Origin of the sequence: Microbacterium sp. ER1 (genome assembly GCF_023383675.1) — a bacterium.
Lineage (GTDB): Bacteria > Actinomycetota > Actinomycetes > Actinomycetales > Microbacteriaceae > Microbacterium.
The window spans coordinates 131,089-149,700 of sequence record NZ_QCXO01000137.1; the positions used below are offsets into that span (position 1 = coordinate 131,089).

Below are 18,612 nucleotides of genomic sequence, written 5' to 3' on the forward strand. Positions count from 1 at the left end.
ATCCAGCCTAGGACGCGGCCATCCCCTCGACGGGAGCGAACTCCTCGGTCAGGCCGAAGGCGGAGGGCCCGAAAGCGGCCAGAGCCTCGGGGGTGCGCATCATCGCCGGCGTCGAGATGCCGAGCACCCGGACGCGCTGACCGTAGCGGAGGCCCTCCGTGGTGATGGGCTCGGCGGTCTCGTGGTCGACGACGCAGATGAGATCGGGAACGATCGCGACGAGCCGTCCAGCCCGCCGCGCGGTGAGGTTCTCGTTCTGGAAGGCGATCTCGAACGTGTCGTCCTCCGCGGCGCCGAGCGGAGCGATGACCGCCCGCCCTTTCGCGAAACCCTCGGTGGTCCGTCGTTCGACATCCACCACCTTCCCGACGCAGAGCTCGCGCACATGCGGGTAGAGCGTGGTCGCGAGCGTCGCGGCGATCGCCTCGAACGGCGAGCGGTGCTCGTCCCGGGCGAGCCGGATCGCTCGGCCCAGGGCGAGAGCCATCGAGATGGTGCGCGGCACCGCCGTGCGCCGCACGTCGGCCCCGGTCATGGCGTACTCGGCGATGTGACCGACGCCACCCAGCCGGATCGTGATGCCGCGGGCGAGCCACTCCATCTGACGATCGTCGTCTCCCGTGTCGATGACGACGCGCTCCCCGCGCTCTCCGGCGAGCGCGAGCGGCGAGCCGTGCACGCCGTAGACCGCGAAGGTCTCCATCGACAGCTCGGGGAACGCCCGGCCCATGCCGTCCGCGTCCACGACCGGAAGACCGGTCTCCGCGGCGACGATGAGCGGGATCATCGAGTTGATCCCCCCGCACTCGATCGGCATGGTGGCATCGGCCCGGCGTCCCAGGTGGTCCTCCAGGGTGCGCAGGGCGAGGGTGGGCTCGGTGCCGGCGGGGATCTTCTCGACCATCACCGTCGGCGCCCCCATCTGCGCGGTCGGGATGACGAAGAGGTCGTCGGCGAGGTCGTCCGGGTCGAGGATCGTGATCGCCCCGTCGCCGAGCACGCGCTCCACCAGCATCTTGCCGATGTAGGGGTCGCCCCCGCCGCCGGTGCCGAGCAGCGTGGCGCCGCGGGCGAGGTCGGGCAGGTCTGCCGCGGTCAGCTCCCAGCTCATGCGGCGGCCCCTGCCGCGGCGTCTCCGGCGGAGACCGTGCCGTCGAACCGGTGCGCCGGGATGTCGTAGCCGAAGTACCCCGGGCCGACCATCGCGAGAGCCGCGTCCGAGTGCCAGCGCTCATCAGCGGGAGCGGCGATCACGCGGACGCGCTGGCCGTAGCGCAGCCCCTCGGTCGTGACGGGCTCCCCCGACTCGCCGTCGAGGACCATGATGAGGTCGGGGGTGGTCGCCAGCACCCGCCCGTCCGCCTCCGCGACGAGGTGCTCGTTCTGGAACTGCAGCGTCAGCGAGGCTCCGCTCTCTCCGTCGATCCGTGCCCGACCGCGCGCGAAGCCGGTCGTCGTGGCCCGGTTCACGTCGGCGACCTTGCCACCGAACAGCTCGCGACCGCCGAGGAGCTCGACGACGGCGGCGACCGGGTCGGTCTTCGCCTCGCGGGCCTCCGCGATCCGCTGACCGATGTCGATGCACCGGGACAGCGATCCCGCCACCAGCGACTGGCGTGCGGCGGCACCCGACATCGAGAAGCCGGAGATCATGACGGAGCAGCCCATCTCGACGCACGCGACGCGGGCGATGCGCTCGGTCCAGGAGTTGTCGGCGGTCTGCAGCACCCCCGTGTTCCCCTTCTCGTCGCTGAAGGCGAGCGGCGAGGCCGTCACGCCGTACAGCGTCGGGAGCACCATCTGCAGCTCGGGGAAGGCGCGACCCATGCCGTCCGCGTCGACGAGCGGCAGCCCGAGCGCGGCGGCGGCGGCGATCGGGATCGTCGAGTTCACGCCGCCGACCTCGGCGCAGGCGATGTGGGTGACCGGGCGGCCGAGGTGGATCCCGAGCGCCTTGACCGGCTCGATGACCTCCGCGAGGCTCGGCAGCTTCTCGACCATGACGGTGGGCGCGCCCATCATGGCGACGAACAGCACGAGGGCGTCGTCCGGCACCTCGTCGAGCGCCACGACCGTGACGTCTCCCGAGGCGAGGGCCTGGCGGGCGAGGAGCGCGCCGATGTACGGGTCGCCGCCCCCGCCGGTGCCGAGCACGGCCGCGCCGCGAGCGAGACCGTCGATGTCGGCCGCGGTGATCGTCGTGCTCATGTCAGGCCCCCATGTCGAGGTCGCCGACGGCCTTCACGCGGATGCGCGTCGCGTTGCCGGGAAGATACGGGATGGGGACCTCGTCGAAGTCGATGATCGACACGGTCGCGGGCTTGGCGCCGGCCGCGATGGCCTTGTCGACGGCCTCGGCGCGCACCTCCGCGATCGTCTCGTCGCGACGGCCCGGCTCGATCGCGTAGACCTTGTCGATCTCGCCGCCGACCTGGGCGATCGAGGCGCCGATGGCGTTCGCGACCGCATAGTTCTCCGGGCGATGGACGGTGCCGAACAGGGGCAGCTCGTCGGGCAGCAGGATGGACCCGCCGCCGACGGCCACGACCGCGATGGGCTCCGGCGACGTGCGCATGCGGTCCACCGCCTCCGCCACGCGCTCCGCGATGCGGGCGAGCACGCGCTCCACGAACGCGGGGTCGAGGTGCGCGACCTTGGCGGGGTCCCCCACCTGCGCACGACCGGCGGCGACCGCGATGTCGGTGGCCGTGAGGGTCGAGCCCCCGAAGACCAGAGCCTCCGTCGTCAGCCGGTAGCCGACCGAGGCCGGGCCCACCTCGGCCGTCTCCTCGTCGACGATGCTGCCGCCGCCGATGCCGAGGGAGAGCACGTCCGGCATACGGAAGTTCGTGCGGATGCCGGCGACCTTCACCTCGTTCGCCGTCTCCCGCGGGAAGCCGTTGATGAGCAGGCCGATGTCGGCGGTGGTGCCGCCCACGTCGATGACGGCGCAGTCGACGAGGCCGCTGGTGGCCGCCGCCCCGCGCATCGAGTTGGTGGGGCCGGAGGCGAAGGTCGCGACCGGGTAGCGGCGCACGTAGTCCTCGTCCATGAGCGTGCCGTCGTTCTGGCTGAGGAAGATCGGCGCTTCGATGCCCTGCGCACGGACCGCCGAGGTGAGCCCGTCGACGATCTCCGACGCGAGCTCGCGGAGGGCGGCGTTGATGATCGTCGCGTTCTCGCGCTCCAGCAGTCCGATGCGGCCGATCTCATGCGACAGCGAGATGGCGGCGTCCTCTCCGAGCACCGAGGCGACGATCTCGGCCGCCTGCACTTCGAGGTCGTGGTTGACCGGGCTGAACACCGACGAGATGGCCACCGAGCGGATGCCGTTCGCCTTCATGTCCTCGGCGTGCGCGCGGATCTCGTCGGGGTCGAGCGGCGAGATCGGGCGGCCGTCGAACTCGTAGCCGCCGTGCGCCAAGTAGCTGCGTGCCTGGGTGGCCGCGACGAGAACCTCCGGCCAGTCGATCAGCGGCGGCAGGGCCCGCGTCGCGGGCAGGCCGAGTCGGAGCGCCGCGACCGGAGCGAGCCGGCTCGCCTGCACGAGCGCATTGATGAAGTGCGTCGTGCCGATCATCACCGCGTCGATGTCGCCGCCCTCGAAGGAGTGCCCCGCACGGAGGTCTTCGATGGCCTGGACGATCCCGCTCGTCACGTCCGGGGTCGTGGAGTGCTTGACCCCGGCCAGGGTGCGGGTGCCGTCCATGAGGACGGCGTCGGTGTTGGTGCCGCCGACGTCGATGCCGATGTGCATGATGCTCGCTTTCGTGGAGGTGGTTCGTGTCCGGCGGGTCTGCTCAGACCGCGGCGGGGGCGCTGTCGACGGGGTCCGCCTGCCGGGTGGTCGCGACGCCGACGCCGCGCACCCAGCCGAGCTTGCCGGCGACGATGTAGAGCACCATCGACAGGAAGAGGCTGAGCAGCGAGGGGATGCCCCAGGTCACGAAGTAGCCGACCAGCGAGGACACCAGCCAGACGACGATCGTGGCCGGGACGATCCGGGGCGCGGTGCCGGGCAGGGTGCCGGCCTCGCGGGTCGCGTCGAGCTCGGGACGCCAGCGGCGCACCACGTAGTACTCGGCGACCATGATCCCGGCGATCGGCGGGAACGCGACGCTGAGCACGACGAGGAACTCGGTGAACTGGCCGAGGATGCCGACCGCCGCAAGCACCGATCCCACCACGCCGAGGACGATGGTCGTGGTGACGCGGTGGAGGTTCTTCCCGAAGGCGGTGGAGATGAAGTTCACCAGGCCGAGCGTGGAGGAGTACAGGTTCCAGTCGTTGATCTTCAGCGTGCCGGTGAGGACGATGAACAGGCCGACGAACCCGACGGACGAGGTGACGATGGCGACGATGTCGCCGGTCGCCGCCGCGTGGGCGAGAAGCACGCCGGCGAGGCCGATCACGAACTCGCCGAGGGAGACGCCCAGCACCGTCTGCTTGACGACGTCGGCGCGGGAGCGGTTGAAGCGGGTCATGTCGCCCGTGATGATCGCGCCGACGATGAGACCGCCGGCGACGATGCCGGTGCCCGCCCAGACGCTCATGGTCGGGCCGGGGGCAGGGCCGGTGAGCAGCTCGCCGATGTCGTGGCGGGTGAGCTCGGAGATGACGGACCAGCCGACGAGGATCAGGAACAGCGGCACGGTGATGTTCGCGAGCCACTGCATCCCGACGAAGCCGAAGGCGACGATCGCGGTGACGGCGAGGCCGAAGATGAGGCTCCACGCCCAGACCGGCAGGGCACCGGGCATGAGCGCGTCGAGCGACTGCGCGGAGATGGCGGACTGGATGCCGAACCAGCCGATGAGGCTGATGCCGATCGCGAGGCCGACCAGCGAGGCGCCGATCTCGCCGAAGCCCGTCCAGCGGGCGAGGAGCGCGGTGTTCAGGCCCTCACGCTGGCCGATGAAGCCGACCACGCACATGATCACCTCGAGGATGAGCGAGCCGAACAGGAAGGCGAGGACGGCCTCGCCGAAGGTCATGCTGTAACCGAGGGTCGCGCCGAGGAGGAACTGCGAGAGGGCGGAGACCTGTCCGAATCGCTGGACGGCGATTCCGAACCAGGGCTTGCGGGCCTCAGGAGTCACTCGGGAGAGCGCGAAGTCGTCTGCGTGCGCCGTGCGTGCCATGGGGAGTCCTTCGGGAGGAGGATACGGGTTGCCCGCCACGGTACTCACCTCCTTCCCCTCCCCGACATGTGCACTCCGCCCCGATCCCCCTTCCCTCTGTGCGCACTGCCCATTTCCGCCGAGACCCCGGGTTCATGTCGAAACCCCCTGTCTCCGGCGTCCGGGACAGGGGGTTTCGGCGCGAAAGCGGGGTCTCGCGGGTCAGTGGAGGGCGTTCTCCTCGATGAAGGCACGGAGAGCGCGCTCGTCGTCGGGCATCTCGGTCACGTGCTGGGGGGCGTCGAGCATGGCGCGCAGCTCGGGGGCGTACGCCAGCTCGACCCCGATGGCCTCGTGGATGGTCTCGGCGAACTTCTCGGGCTTGGCCGTCTCCAGCACCAGCATCGGCACTCCGGGCTCGACATACTCCCGCGCGACCTTCACGCCGTCGGCGGTGTGCGGGTCGATCACCTCGCCGGAGGCCTCGTACACGTCGCGGATGGTCGCGAGCCGGTCCTCGTGCGTCGAGGTGCCGCTCACGATGCCGAACTCCTCCGCGAAGCGCGCCTGCTCGGCCGAGAAGTCGAAGAAGCCCTGGGCCTCCAGGTCGTCCCACGCGCCGACCACTCGCGCCGGATCGCGGTCGACGAGCTCGAAGATGAAGCGCTCGAGGTTCGACGCCTTCGAGATGTCCATCGACGGGCTCGAGGTGGCCAGCGTCTGGGCGGCGCTGCGGGGGCGGTACACCCCCGTGCGGAAGAACTCGTCGAGCACGTTGTTCTCGTTCGCGGCGAGCACGAGGCGTCGGATCGGCAGTCCCATCTGCTTCGCGAAGAATCCGGAGAGGATGTTGCCGAAGTTCCCCGAGGGGACGGTGAACGACACCTCGGCCCAGCCGCCGGCGTCGGTCGCGCGCAGCCACGCCCAGAAGTAGTAGACCGTCTGCGCGGTGATGCGGGCGAGGTTGATCGAGTTCACGGCGCCCAGGTGCTGAGCGCGCTTGAAGTCGAGGTCGCCGGCGAGCTTCTTCACGAGGTTCTGGCAGTCGTCGAAGACGCCCTCCACCGCGATGTTGTGCACGTTCGCGTCGTCGAGCGAGAACATCTGCGCTCGCTGGAACGCGCTCATCCGGCCCTGCGGCGACAGCATGAACACCGCGACGCGCTCCTTGCCGCGCAGGGCGTGCTCCGCGGCCGAGCCGGTGTCACCCGACGTGGCACCGAGGATGTTGAGGACCGAGCCCTGGCGCTCGAGCGTGTACTCCAGCACCTGCCCGAGGAACTGCATGGCCATGTCCTTGAACGCCAGCGTCGGGCCCTCGGAGAGGCCGACCAGCGTGAGGTCGTCGTCCACGCGACGCAGCGGGACGACGCCGTCCGGGAAGTCCGCGTACGCCGCCGCCGTCATCCGGGCGAGGTCCTCCCGCGGGATGTCGGTCGCGAAGAGGCCGAGCACCTCGGTCGCCAACTGAGGATAGGTCAGGGCCCGCCAGCGCTCGAGCGTCTCGCCGTCGACCTCGGGCATGACGTCGGGGACGGCCAGGCCGCCGTCGGGCGCCAGGCCCTCCAGCAGCGTCTCGCTGAACGACTGCGGCTGCATGCCGCCGCGGGTGGAGATGAACGGCACGTGTGCTCCTCGGCTCGGGACTCGGCGCCTCCATTCTCGCAGGCCGTGACGACCGAAACGGACGCGTGACGACGGTCAGATCCAGCCGCGCTCCTCGGCGACGAGCACGGCCTGCTGACGGGTGCTCACCGAGAGCTTCCCGAGGATGACGGAGATGTGGTTGCGCACCGTCCCCGGGGCCAGCGCGAGCGCCCGCGCGATCTGTCCCGTGGTCTCCCCCCGACGCCCGGCGCGGAGCACATCCAGCTCCCGATCGGTGAGCGGCGACCGCTCGTCGCTCAGCGCATCCGCGGCGATCTCCGGGTCGACGTACCGGGCGCCGGCCGCGACGCGGCGGATGATCGCGGCGAGCTCGTCCGCACCTCGCGACTTGGGCACGAACCCGGAGACGCCGGAGGCGAGCGCCCGCCGGAGCACTCCGGGGCGGGCGTGCCGGGTGACGACGATGCAGCGGGTGGCGATCGTGCGGTTGAGCCTCTCGGCGACCTGCACACCGTCGAGTCCCGGCATCTCCAGATCGAGCAGGCACACGTCGGGTTCGAGACGGACGGCGGCGGCGACGGCCTCCTCGCCGTCCGCGCACTCCGCGACGACGTCGATGTCGGTCTCGAGGCGCAGCAGGGCGGCGAGCGCGGAGCGGATCATGCCCTCGTCGTCGGCGAGCAGCACCCGGATCATCGGACGATCTCCGCCCGCGCGGGCACGGTGACCGTCACGACGAACTCGTCGGCGTCTCGCCGCTGCTCGAACGTGCCGCCCGCCTCGCCGATCCGTCGGCGGACGCCCTCGAGCCCGGAGCCGCCCGCCCCGTCCTCGGCCGCGGGGTCGGCGTCGTTGGCGACCTCGTACCGCCAGGCGTCCGCCGTCCGGTCGAGGATCAGGCGCGCGTGACCGCCGCGTCCGTGCCGCAGGACGTTCGTCGTCGTCTCCCGGATCACCGGGCCGAGGTCGGCCGCGGGTGCCGCGTCCGCATCCGGGTGGATCCGCGCCTCCACCGTCAGTCCTGCCGCCACGAGCAGGTCTCGGGCGTTCGCCAGCTCGTCGCCGAGGGGCACGGATCGGAAACGCGTGGCGAGGTCTCTGGTGCCTTGCCGCGCGTCGTCGACGCTCGCCCTGGCGGCGCGGAGCTGCTCCATCCCCGCCTGCGGATCGGTGGGCAGCAGGCGCTCCGCCAGTTCGAGCTGCAGGGCGATCACCTGGAGATGATGCCCCTGGAGGTCGTGCACGTCGGTCGCCACGCGCAGGCGCTCCTGCGTCGCCGCCAGTCGCGCCTCCGAGGTACGTGCCCGATCGAGGGCCACGAGCACGTCCCACCACCACAGCGAGCTCACGGTCATCCCGGGCAGCATGACTCCGTAGAGCACCGGCACCCACACCGGGACCTCGGAGCCGAGGGGGGTGGTCGAGTCGAGCAGCGCGAGAGCGACGAGCACGACCGTCGCGGCCACGGCCACGCGCACCCGGATCCCGCGGGGCCAGCTCACCAGCACGAAGACCTGCACTACCGGCATCGCGGCGAGCTGCCAACTGCCGACCAGAGTCCCCGCCGCGCCGCCGTAGATCAGGGCGACGACGGTCGGCACGGCCAACCGCACCCAGCCCACCCCGGGGCCGGCGTCGACGCGATGACGGTAGTCGACCAGCAGCAGGACGGTCGACGCCGCCCAGAGCACCCCGCCGACCCCCACGACGAGCAGCGCGACGCCCGAGCGATCCAGCGCCACGGCGATGCCCAGCCAGGCGGCCACCAGCATGAGCTCGATGAAGATCACCCCGCCGACCGTGTACCACCAGGTGGCGGTGATGCCCCGCGCGAGCTGGCGGGCACCGGGACCGGAATCGGAGAAAGCGGGGGAAGGACTGCTCACGCTCCCCACGATAGAGGCGTGACACATGTCACGGGATCCGGGTGCGAACCGCACGGAGAGCGATGACGCGGCGGCACTGCCGCCTCAGGCCGCCATCGACTGGACTGGGGTCATCGCGACGGAGAGACCGTCCACACCGACACCCGGAGCTTCCCCCATGAACCTCATCGAGACCTTCCAGAACCTCGTCGCCCAGGTCCCCGACCTCGTCCAGCCCCTCATCGTCGCCCTCGCCGGAGCGGTGCCGTTCGTCGAAGGCGAGGGTGCCGCGAGCATCGGCATCCTCGGCGGCATCCCGCCCGTGATCGCGGCCATCGCCGCGATGGTCGGCAACTTCCTCTGCGTCGCGATCCTGGTGCTCGCCAGCGCGGGCGCCCGCCGAGCCATCGTGGACCGCTCGCGGGCGAAGCAGCCGGTGACGGTGGGCGGCGGGACGAGCCTGGAGGCCGACGGCGTCCCGGTGGAGACCGGACGCGGCTCCGCCCGCCGCGAGAAGTTCCAGCGCGCGTTCGAGCGCTACGGCGTGCCCGGGGTGAGCCTGCTGGGACCGCTGCTGCTGCCGACGCACTTCACCGCCACCATGCTCGCCGCGTCCGGCATCGGCAAGGGGCGCATCCTCGTGTGGCAGGCCGTCGCGATCATCGGCTGGACGACCGTCATCGCGGTGATCGTGGGGAGCGCCGTCTACGCCATCCGCTGAGCGGAGGCGATGTCGGACGCCCGCGGCAGGATGAGCGCATGATCACTCTGCTGTCGGCCCCCAGCAACCTCGGCCTGCGCCCACCGGAGCCCGGCAGCGTGCCCGGCTCCGCGAAGGCGCCGGAGGCGTTCCGGGAGGCGGGGCTGTTCCGGCGCTTCACCGATCAGGGCGCGAGCGACGGCGGCATCGTGCTCGCCGGACGCTACGTGGACGACGACGCCACGCGGCCCGCCGGCCGGGTGCGGAACGAGGCCGCCTTCGTCGACCACTCCCTCCGCCTGGCTTCGCGCATCGGCGAGGTCCTCGACGAGGGCCGCGCCCCGCTCGTGATCGGGGGCGACTGCGGCATCCTCGTTGGCGCCGGGATCGCCGTGAAGCGCCGTGGAGGCGCGGGCCTCGTGCACATCGACGGGCACACCGACTTCCGCCACCCGGGCAACAGCGACGAGTGCGCGAGCGTGGCCGGCGAAGCGCTGGCGGCCGCGGTCGGCGAGCACTGGCCGGCGATCGCCGACATCGGCGGACTCGCGCCGTACTTCTCCGCCACCCGCACGGCCCACATCGGGCACCGCGACGACGACGAGGAGCAGGAGGAGGTCCGCGGCCTCCTCGCGCGCGTCACGCCGGCGGCCGACGTCCTGGCACGAGGAGCCGACGCGGTCGCCGCTGAGACCGCCGCGTCCGCCGGCGGGCGCTACTGGTTGCAGCTCGACGTCGACGTGCTCGACCCGTCGGTGATGCCCGCCGTCGACAGCCCGGATCCGGGCGGCCTCGATGCCGCGGAGCTCACCGCCCTTTTGCGCGCCCTCGCCCCGCAGGCGATCGGGGCGAGCATCACCGTGTTCGACCCGGACCTCGATCCGGACGGCCGCTACGCCCAGCTCCTGACCGAGGTCCTCGGCGACGGACTGCGCGAGCTGGGCAGCGGAGCGCGCGACTGACGCGCCCCGCCACCCGGCTGCCCGTCAGTCCTCGGTGCCCCGCTCGGCACCCGGATCGGTGTGCATCGAGACGCGCACCCGCGCGATGCGCCGCCGATCGACCTCGGCCACCTGGATGGTCGCGCCCGGCACCTCGACGGTGTCGCCGACCACGGCGAGCCGGCCGAGCTGCTCGGTGACGAATCCCGCGATCGTGTCGGAAGACCCCCGGGGCATCGCGAGCCCCGTCGCCTCCTCGAAGTCCTGCAGGTTGAGGCGCCCGTCCAAGCCGTCGTCAGCGGAGATGAAGACCTCGGCGTCATACTCGTCGAAGATCTCGCCGACGACCTCCTCCACGAGGTCCTCCAGCGTGACGAGACCATCGGTGCCGCCGTACTCGTCCACGACGACCGCGATGTGGTGTCCCTCCGCCCGCATCCGGGTGAGGGTGGGCAACACCCGCGCGGTGGACGGGATGTAGGGGATGTCGCGGACGAGCCCCTGCAGCGGACGCTCCGGATCGTCGGCCGCAGCCTCGAAGAGGTCGCGCACGTGCACGAAGCCGGTGATGTCGTCGATCGACGTCTGGGACACGGGGTACCGGGAGAAGGGCAGCTCGCGGACCTGCTCCATCGCCGCCCCCACGGTCGCCGCTTCGTCGAGCGCCACGACCTCGGGACGCGGGCGCATGACCTCGCTCACCTGACGTCCGCGCAGGGAGAGCACGTCGTCGAGGATGCGGCGCTCGTCGTCGGGCAGGCCCTGGTGGGTCGCCACGATGTCGCGCACCTCCTCGTCGGTGAGCTCGTCGCTCGTCTTGTGCGGGTCGCCGCCGAGCACGCGGACGAGGGCGTTCGTCGAGACCGACAGCAGCCAGATCACCGGGCGCATGACGGTCGCGAAGCCGTTCAGCGCCGGCGCCACGGCGTACGCGAACTGCGCGTTGCGCTGGATCGCGAGCCGCTTCGGCACGAGCTCGCCGAGCACGAGCGACAGGTACGCGATGATCAGCGTCAGCACGATCGTGGCGAGCGTCATCGCGAGCGGAGGCGCGACACCCCAGCCCTCCAGCAGCGGCGCGACGGACGGCGCGATCGAGGTCGCGCCGTACGCGGCGGACGCGAAGCCCGCCACGGTCACGCCGATCTGCACCGCCGAGAGGAAGGTGTTGGGGTTGCGGGCGAGGGCGGCGACCTTCGCTCCGCGACGGCCGCGGGCGGCGATCGCGTTGAGCTGGCTCTCACGCAGCGTGACCAGGGCCATCTCCGTCGCAGCGAAGACACCGCCGATCAGCACGAAGAGCAGGACGAGGGCGATGTTCCAGAGCAGATCGCCCATCAGCGGGCGACCTCCTCGGTGGCGGGGTGAGCACCCGGGATGAACCGGGTGCTCGTACTGTCAGAGTCCGAAGAGTCAGAACAGCGCTGCGCGCTCAAGAGTGCTCCTTGTCGATGGTGGGGGTGGAATCGGTCGAGGAAGAGACGGCGTTGCGGTGCCGGCGCGTCTTCATCAGGCTCGCGACGGTGGCGACCGCGATGGTCGCGGCGATGAACAGCAGCGAGAACCAGATCGGGATCTCGGGCGCCCACAGCATCGGCTCGCCGCCGTTGATGAACGGCACCTCGTTGACGTGCAGGGCGTGCAGCACGAGCTTCACGCCGATGAACGCGAGGATGACGGCGAGGCCCTGAGCCAGGTACACCAGGCGCTCCAGCAGCCCGCCGATGAGGAAGTACAGCTGCCGAAGACCCATCAGCGCGAACGCGTTCGCGGTGAAGACGATGTACGCCTGGTCGGTGAGGCCGTAGATGGCGGGGATCGAGTCGACGGCGAAGACGAGGTCGATGAAGCCGATCGCGATGATCGTCAGCAGCATCGGCGTGACGTAGCGCTTGCCCTTCTGGACGACCGTGAGCTTGTCGCCGTTGTACTCCTCGCTGACGGGGAGGTGGCGACGGACGAACGTCATGAAGCGGCCGTTCGCGGGGTTGCTCTCGTGGCTGCTGAAGGCCTGGCGGTACGCGAGGAAGAGCAGCAGCGCGCCGAAGACGTAGAAGATCCAGGAGAAGTTCTCGATGAGGGTCGCACCGACGGCGATGAAGATGCCGCGGAGGATCAGCGCGATCACGATGCCGATCATCAGCACCTTCTGCTGATAGATCTTCGGCACCGCGAAGCCCGTCATCACGATGAGGAACACGAAGAGGTTGTCGATCGACAGCGCCTTCTCGGTGAGGTAGCCGGCGAAGTACTCGCCGCCGTAGGTCCAGCCGGACACCATGCCGATGCCCACGCCGAAGAGCAGCGCGAGGCTGATGTAGAAGATCGACCAGCGTGCGGACTCGCCGATGCTCGGCTCGTGCGGCTTGCGGACGTGCGCGAAAAACTCGTACACGAAGAACGCGATGGTGACCGCGATCGTGATGACCCAGATCAAAGGGGTGATTTCCAACGGGTACTCCAGACTCGGGCGTGACGGAACAGCGCCAAAGTCTTCCCCATCCCGAGCGGGACCGGTAGGCCGGGATGCAGACGCATCCGTAATGACGACCCGACCGTGTCGGAGTACTCCCCTTGGATAATCCAGGGTACGAGACGGTGCCCGAGCGATTCTGTGGATCTGCCGAGAACGCCCCTAGACTGGACGCGGCGACCGCCGGGGCGTGACGACCCCCGGCCTCCGGGCAGGCGGTCCCCGCGCGTCCGGCGTACCGACGAGAGGCCGGCTTCTCACCGGCGAAGGTGTGGTGGCACCGCGATCTGGCCCCCGCCCACACCTCCAGGGCTCCCACAACCTGGAGGAGAAATGAGAACACCCGACCCCGCCCGCACTCTCGCCGCGGAGCTCGCCGAGGCCGTCCCCGGCCGCCGTGTCACCCTGCTCGGTCACGTCCATCGCCGGAGGGAACTCGCCACCGTCGCCTTCCTGATCATCCGCGACCGTTCGGGCCTCGCACAGGTCGTGGTCCGTTCCGCCGAGCATCCAGCGGATGGCCTCCCTCCGGAGGAGACAGTGGTCCGCGTGACGGGGACCGTCGCCGCGAACCCGCAGGCCCCCGGCGGCGTCGAGATCGTCGACCCGCAGATCGAGAGCCTGTCGGAGCCGGCCGCACCGCCGGTCGTGGAGCTGTGGCGCCCGACGCTCGAGACGAGCCTGCCGACTCTGCTCGACCACGCGGCGGTGACCTGGCGTCATCCCGCACGCCGCGCGACCTGGCAGATCGCCGCGGCGAGCGTGCGCGCGTTCCGCCGGGTGCTCGACGCCGCGGACTTCACCGAGGTGCAGACCCCGAAGATCGTCGACACCGTGACCGAGTCAGGGGCGAACGTGTTCCCCGTCGACTACTTCGGCAGGACCGGGTACCTCGCGCAGAGCCCCCAGTTCTACAAGCAGCAGCTCGTCGGCGTGTTCGAACGCGTCTACGAGGTGGGGCCGGTCTTCCGAGCCGAGCCCCACGACACCGTGCGGCATCTGTCCGAGTACGTGTCGCTGGACGTCGAGCTCGGGTTCATCCGCGACCACCGCGACGTCCTGCGCCTCCTCGGCGACGTGCTGCGCGGCATGCTCGACGGCATCCGCGCCGACGCCGCGGAAGAGCTCGCGCTGCTCGACGTGACGCTCCCCGTCATCCCCGAGGACATCCCCGTCGTGCACTTCCGCGACGCGCTGCGCCGGGTCGGTGCTCCGGCCGACGAGCCCGACCTCTCCCCGGCGCACGAGCGGGCGCTCGGGGCATGGGCGAAGGAGGAGTTCGGCAGCGACGTGTTGGCCGTCGAGGGCTACCCGATGCGCAAGCGCCCGTTCTACACGCATCCGCAGGCTGACGACGCGGAGGGGAGCAACAGCTTCGACCTCCTGTTCCGCGGCCTGGAGCTCGTGACCGGTGGACAGCGTCTGCATCGGCACAGCGAGGTCGTCGCCGCGATCGAGGCGCGAGGAGAATCGCCCTCGGCGTACGCCGGCTACCTGGAGGCATTCGCGCACGGGATGCCTCCGCACGGCGGCTTCGCCATCGGACTGGAGCGCTGGGTGGGCCGCCTGGTCGAGGCGGCCAACGTCCGCGAGGTGACGCTGTTCCCGCGCGACGTCCATCGCCTCACGCCGTAGCCCCGTGACGCGACGAGGGCGACCGCGGTGTGCGGTCGCCCTCGTTCGTCAGCGGTCGATCACTCCGACATCTCGGCCAGTCCCGACTGCTCGGCCCGATCGATGATGGCTGGGAGCGTCTCATCGAAGAAGGTCACCAGCACGGCACGGGTCTTGACCGCGTCGCGCTCCGACGTCGCCTCGCGGATCGCACCGACGAACTCCTCGACGGCGGACCAGTCCACGGCGTCCTTCGCGTGCTGGGTGAACCGGCGGATCTGCGGGCCGAGGCGCTCGATGGAGTTGGCGCGCGTGGCGTTGCCCTCGATCCGGGCGAAACCCGTCGCCGCGCTGCGGAGCGCCGCACCGAACGCGATGATGTCCCGCTCCTGCACCGACGCCGCCATGTCGTCGGCCAGCTCCACGAGGTAGGCCACATCGTCGTCCTGGATCACCGGCATGACGTGGCGGACCGAGCCGATCCAGATGTCGCCGAACAGGTCGACGGCGTTGCGCACCCGTTCCAGATCGATCGGAGCCACGCGGGTGTAGCGATTGCGCTGCATCTCGACGAGGCCGTTGTCGGCCAGGCGGTCGAGGGCATGACGGATCGGCGTCTTCGAGGTGCCGAGGCGTTCGGCGAGCTCGTAGTCGCGCAGGCGCTCGCCGGGCTGGAGCTCGCCGCTGATGATGGCATCCTGCAGGCGCACGAAAGCCTCGTCGCTCATCGACCGGCGTTCGAGGGGGCCGCCAGAGAGTGTCACACTGCCTCCAGTGGGGGTCATGGAGAGTGAAGTTCTACGTCTCAAGCAATATATCTCAAATGCGCGGGCGGCCCGCCCCGGACGTCAGGCGGAGGGCGTGACCCGCACGAGCATCTTCCCCGTGTTGGCTCCGCGCATCATGTCGAGGAACGCATCGACCGTGTTCTCGATGCCGTCGACGATGGTCTCGTCGTAGGCGATCCGTCCTTCCGCGAACCAGCGGGTCATCTTCTCGCTGAACTCCGGCGACAGGTGCAGGTACGCGGCCAGGGTGAAGCCCTGGAGACGGAGCCCGCGCGTGATGATGTTCGCCATGTTGTCAGGCCCGGGCACGCGCTCGGTGGTGTTGTAGCTCGTGATGGCGCCGCACAGCGCGATCCGGCCACCGTCGTTCATCACGTCGAGCGCGGCTTCGAGGTGGTCGCCGCCGACGTTGTCGAAGAACACGTCCACGCCCTCGGGCGCGAGGGCGGCGAGCTGCTCGCGCACCGGGCCGTCCTTGTAGTTGAACGCCGCGTCGTAGCCGTACTTCTCGGTCAGCAGGGCGACCTTCTCGGGTGAGCCCGCCGAGCCGATCACGCGGCCCGCGCCGAGGAGCTTGGCGATCTGACCGACAGCCGTGCCGACGGCACCGGCGGCGCCGGAGACGAAGACGGTGTCGCCCGGGGCGAGCCCGGCGATCGCGGTGAGGCCGACGTACGCGGTGAGGCCGGTCATGCCGAGGATGTGCAGGCGCAGCGACAGCGGCATGCCGGGCACCTCGGGCACGGCCCGGAAGGTCGACGCGTCCGCCTGCACGACATCGCTCCAGCCGTGCTGGTGCAGCACGACGGTGCCGATGGGGAGGTCGTCCGCCGCAGAGGCGACGACCCGGCCGATGGCGCCACCCGCGATGACCTCGTCGAGGGCGTAGGGGGCGACATAGCTGCGGACGTCGTTCATCCGCCCGCGCATATAGGGGTCGACGGAGACGAACTCGTTCGCCACGCGCACCTCCCCCGGCGCCGGATCGCTCAGCTCGACCTCGACGGTGCGGAAGTCGTCGTGGGTCGGCCACCCCTCGGGGCGGCGGGCGAGCTGGATCTGGGTGCTGATGGCGTGGGACATTACTCTCCTTCGTGAGGATCTGGGGGGGCTGCGGCCGGACTCAGACGAGGAGGCCGATGGCCAGCGCGATGACGCCGAGCGCCGGGATGACGCCCTGCTTCAGGGCGGCGGACGCCTTGTCAGGGCTCGACAGCAGCAGCACGAGGCTCGCGGCGACCATCGATCCGGCGCCGGTGAAGACGAGGGTCGCGCCGACGGCCGTCGCTCCCGTGGCGAAGAGGACGATGCCGAGGAGGACGGCGATCGCGAGGAACAGGTTGTAGAAGCCCTGGTTGAAGGCGAGCTCCTTCTGTCGCGCGGCCTCCTCCGCCGTGCCGGTGCCGAACGTGCGGCGAGCGCGCGCGCTGGTCCAGGCGAACGACTCGAGCCAGAAGATGTAGACGTGCACGAGCGCGGCGATGCCTGCGAGCACGAGTCCGGCGATGACCATGGCAGTCCCCCTTCGACGCGGCGAGGCCGCGCATTCTGTATCGGTCGTTCCAATATATACTGGATCGAGCGATTCACAAAAGGGCAGGAGCAGGGCGGATGGGGCGCACACAGACCTTCGACACCGCGGAAGCGGTCCGCGCGGCACGCGGCGTGTTCTGGGAGCGCGGCTTCGAGAGCGCGCCGCTGCCCGAGCTCGAGCGCGCGACCGGTCTCAGCCGCTCGAGCATCTATCACGCCTTCGGTTCCAAACGTGGACTCTTCGACGCCGCCGTCGAGAGCTACCTGGACGAGGTCATCCGCCCGCGCCTCGCCCCGTTGACGGGTGAGACCGTGGCGCCGGAGGCCCTGGAGACGTATCTCGGCGGACTGCGTGCGGCCCTGCTGACGACGGGCAGCCTCCCGGCGACGAGCGGCTGCCTGCTGGTCAACACCGCCGCCGCCCCCATCGGCACCGACGACGCGGTCGCCCGGGTCGTGGCGTCCTATCGCGCGGAGCTCCGAGAGGCATTCGCCCGCGGCGTCCGGGCCGCCCTCCCCGACCTTGCGCCCACGGAGATCGAGACCCTGGCCGACGCCTGCACGGGGCTCGTGGTCTCCGCCTTCGCCCTCGTGCGCGTGGCCCCCGACGCGGCGGCGAGTGCGATCGATGCGGCGCTCGCCCTCCTCGCCGACCGGCGACGCCGCGACTCAGGCCGCACCGAAACGACGAACGCCAGGGAGGGCGATCCCTCCCTGGCGTTCGAAGCCGCTGTCAGGGGACGATGACGGCGCGTCCGCGGATGCTGTTCGACGCGAGGTCTTCGTACGCCTTCGGGCCGTCGTCGAGCGTGTAGCTCTCGGTCTGGACGTGGATCTTGCCGGCGCGGGCGAGGTCCAGCACCTCGATCAGCTCGGCGCGCGAACCCCAGTAGGGGATGCGCACGGCCGCGTCGTAGGCGATCGAGCCGAAGCCGAGCGTCATGCTGCCTCCGCCGATGCCCACGATCGTGATGTCGGCCTCGAGCGCGGCCACGCTCTGCGCCAGGGCGATCGTCGGGTTCGCGCCGACGAAGTCGAACACGGCGTTCGCGCCGAGACCGCCGGTGAGCTCGCGGATCTTCTCGGCCGCCGACGCGTCGCTGATCAGCACGTGATCCGCGCCGACCTCGGTGGCGAGCTTCAGCTTCTCGTCGTTCACGTCCAGCGCGATGACCGTGGCACCCGAGATGGCCTTGAGGATCTGGATGCCGACGTGGCCGAGCCCGCCGGTGCCGATCACGACCGCGACCGTGCCGGCGCCGAGCTTCGGAAGCGAGTTCTTGATCGCGTGGTACGGGGTGAGGCCCGCGTCGGTCAGCGAGACGTTCTGCACGGGGTCGAGATCCCCGAGCGGCACGAGGTGGCGCGCGTCGTCGACGATCATGTACTCGGCCATCGACCCCTGGCTGCCCAGGCCCGGAGGACGGATGCCCTCGGCGGCGGCGTTCGTGCAGTAGTTCTCCTTGCCCATCGAGCAGTTGTGGCAGCGGCCACAGCCCCAGGGCCCGTAGACGGCCACGGCATCTCCGACCTTGAGCGTCGAGTCGACGCCCTCGCCGATCTCGTGCACGACGCCGGCGCCTTCATGCCCGAGCGTCAACGGCAGCGGGTAGCCCTGCTCGTGGTAGTCCTTCTCGGAGAGTCCCATGACGTAGTCGTCGGAGTGGCAGACACCACCCGCGGTGATCTTGAGCAGGACCTGTCCGGGGCCGGGCTTCGGAATCGGGATGTCGACCACCACCGGGGGCTTGCCGATCTCGACGTAGCGGAGAGCTTTCATGAGCATCTTCTTCCTGGCGTTCGAGAGGTCTGCCGCGCGGTGCGGAGGCGGGGGCTCTCGAAACCGTCCCTTCCAGTATCCGCCCGAATCATCGTGATCAAACCGTTGCATTCGTTACCTCGCCGTTATACAGTGATCACACGGTGAATGTTTGCTGTGGCATCCACCGCATGTGATTGCAGGACACTCT

17 protein-coding genes are annotated in these 18,612 nt (G+C 70.4%); 4 read left to right on the forward strand and 13 right to left on the reverse strand.

All coding sequences use genetic code 11. The features are described 5' to 3' along the window. Positions 1 to 7 precede the first annotated feature (7 nt). From BV453_RS12510 to BV453_RS12540, 7 genes are all read right to left on the reverse strand, one after another. Complete coding sequence (locus BV453_RS12510; protein ID WP_025104500.1) at positions 8 to 1,111, reverse strand: DUF917 domain-containing protein; 1,104 nt, start codon at positions 1,109 to 1,111, stop codon at positions 8 to 10. Next, complete coding sequence (locus BV453_RS12515) at positions 1,108 to 2,208, reverse strand: DUF917 domain-containing protein (RefSeq protein ID WP_025104501.1); 1,101 nt, start codon at positions 2,206 to 2,208, stop codon at positions 1,108 to 1,110. The genes BV453_RS12510 and BV453_RS12515 overlap by 4 nt, the downstream gene beginning before the upstream one ends. A 1-nt stretch (position 2,209) precedes the next feature. Continuing rightward, entirely contained in the window at positions 2,210 to 3,757 is a 1,548-nt protein-coding gene (locus BV453_RS12520) for a hydantoinase/oxoprolinase N-terminal domain-containing protein (RefSeq protein WP_085603906.1), read from the reverse strand. Positions 3,758 to 3,800: 43 nt separating this feature from the next. Then, a complete protein-coding gene (locus BV453_RS12525; protein ID WP_025104503.1) occupies positions 3,801 to 5,141 on the reverse strand; it encodes a cytosine permease in 1,341 nt (446 codons plus the stop codon). Positions 5,142 to 5,342: 201 nt separating this feature from the next. After that, positions 5,343 to 6,746 (reverse strand): threonine synthase, encoded by a 1,404-nt coding sequence (gene thrC / locus BV453_RS12530; protein ID WP_085603909.1) that lies wholly within the window; start codon positions 6,744 to 6,746, stop codon positions 5,343 to 5,345. Between the two features lie 75 nt (positions 6,747 to 6,821). Beyond that, complete coding sequence (locus tag BV453_RS12535) at positions 6,822 to 7,424, reverse strand: response regulator transcription factor (RefSeq protein WP_249521735.1); 603 nt, start codon at positions 7,422 to 7,424, stop codon at positions 6,822 to 6,824. Continuing rightward, complete coding sequence (locus BV453_RS12540) at positions 7,421 to 8,614, reverse strand: histidine kinase (protein ID WP_249521736.1); 1,194 nt, start codon at positions 8,612 to 8,614, stop codon at positions 7,421 to 7,423. Before BV453_RS12540 ends, BV453_RS12535 begins: the two co-directional genes overlap by 4 nt. Positions 8,615 to 8,771: 157 nt before the next feature. Here BV453_RS12540 and BV453_RS12545 point away from each other — a divergent pair, with 157 nt between their 5' ends. After that, positions 8,772 to 9,314, forward strand: a complete 543-nt coding sequence (locus tag BV453_RS12545) for a small multidrug efflux protein (protein WP_249521737.1) — start codon at positions 8,772 to 8,774, stop codon at positions 9,312 to 9,314. Positions 9,315 to 9,352: 38 nt separating this feature from the next. After that, positions 9,353 to 10,255, forward strand: a complete 903-nt coding sequence (locus BV453_RS12550; protein WP_249521738.1) for an arginase family protein — start codon at positions 9,353 to 9,355, stop codon at positions 10,253 to 10,255. 24 nt (positions 10,256 to 10,279) lie between these two features. Here the strand turns inward: BV453_RS12550 and BV453_RS12555 are convergent, their stop codons facing one another. Further along, positions 10,280 to 11,572 carry a hemolysin family protein gene (locus BV453_RS12555; protein WP_029989632.1) on the reverse strand — a complete coding sequence of 431 codons (1,293 nt, stop codon included), beginning with the start codon at positions 11,570 to 11,572 and terminating at the stop codon, positions 10,280 to 10,282. Between the two features lie 94 nt (positions 11,573 to 11,666). Beyond that, positions 11,667 to 12,686, reverse strand: a complete 1,020-nt coding sequence (locus tag BV453_RS12560; protein ID WP_025104510.1) for a TerC family protein — start codon at positions 12,684 to 12,686, stop codon at positions 11,667 to 11,669. 354 nt (positions 12,687 to 13,040) lie between these two features. Here BV453_RS12560 and aspS point away from each other — a divergent pair, with 354 nt between their 5' ends. After that, positions 13,041 to 14,342: an aspartate--tRNA(Asn) ligase gene (gene aspS / locus BV453_RS12565; RefSeq protein WP_025104511.1), complete on the forward strand. Its 1,302-nt coding sequence runs from the start codon at positions 13,041 to 13,043 to the stop codon at positions 14,340 to 14,342. Positions 14,343 to 14,401: 59 nt separating this feature from the next. On the opposite strand, the gene BV453_RS12570 is transcribed toward aspS, so the two are convergent. From BV453_RS12570 to BV453_RS12580, 3 genes are all read right to left on the reverse strand, one after another. Continuing rightward, on the reverse strand, positions 14,402 to 15,049 hold the full coding sequence (locus BV453_RS12570) for a GntR family transcriptional regulator (RefSeq protein ID WP_249521739.1): 648 nt from the start codon (positions 15,047 to 15,049) through the stop codon (positions 14,402 to 14,404). Positions 15,050 to 15,169: 120 nt separating this feature from the next. After that, a complete protein-coding gene (locus tag BV453_RS12575) occupies positions 15,170 to 16,192 on the reverse strand; it encodes an NADP-dependent oxidoreductase (protein ID WP_249521740.1) in 1,023 nt (340 codons plus the stop codon). 40 nt (positions 16,193 to 16,232) lie between these two features. Beyond that, positions 16,233 to 16,622: a DUF1304 domain-containing protein gene (locus BV453_RS12580; protein ID WP_025104514.1), complete on the reverse strand. Its 390-nt coding sequence runs from the start codon at positions 16,620 to 16,622 to the stop codon at positions 16,233 to 16,235. Between the two features lie 98 nt (positions 16,623 to 16,720). On the opposite strand from BV453_RS12580, the gene BV453_RS12585 reads away from it, so the two are divergent. After that, the gene (locus BV453_RS12585; RefSeq protein WP_249521741.1) at positions 16,721 to 17,389 is read left to right on the forward strand and encodes a TetR/AcrR family transcriptional regulator; all 669 of its coding nucleotides are present in this window, start codon (positions 16,721 to 16,723) and stop codon (positions 17,387 to 17,389) included. On the opposite strand, the gene BV453_RS12590 is transcribed toward BV453_RS12585, so the two are convergent. Next, positions 17,376 to 18,422 (reverse strand): NAD(P)-dependent alcohol dehydrogenase, encoded by a 1,047-nt coding sequence (locus tag BV453_RS12590; RefSeq protein ID WP_025104516.1) that lies wholly within the window; start codon positions 18,420 to 18,422, stop codon positions 17,376 to 17,378. The two genes, BV453_RS12585 and BV453_RS12590, sit on opposite strands and share 14 nt — an antisense overlap. Positions 18,423 to 18,612 lie beyond the last annotated feature (190 nt).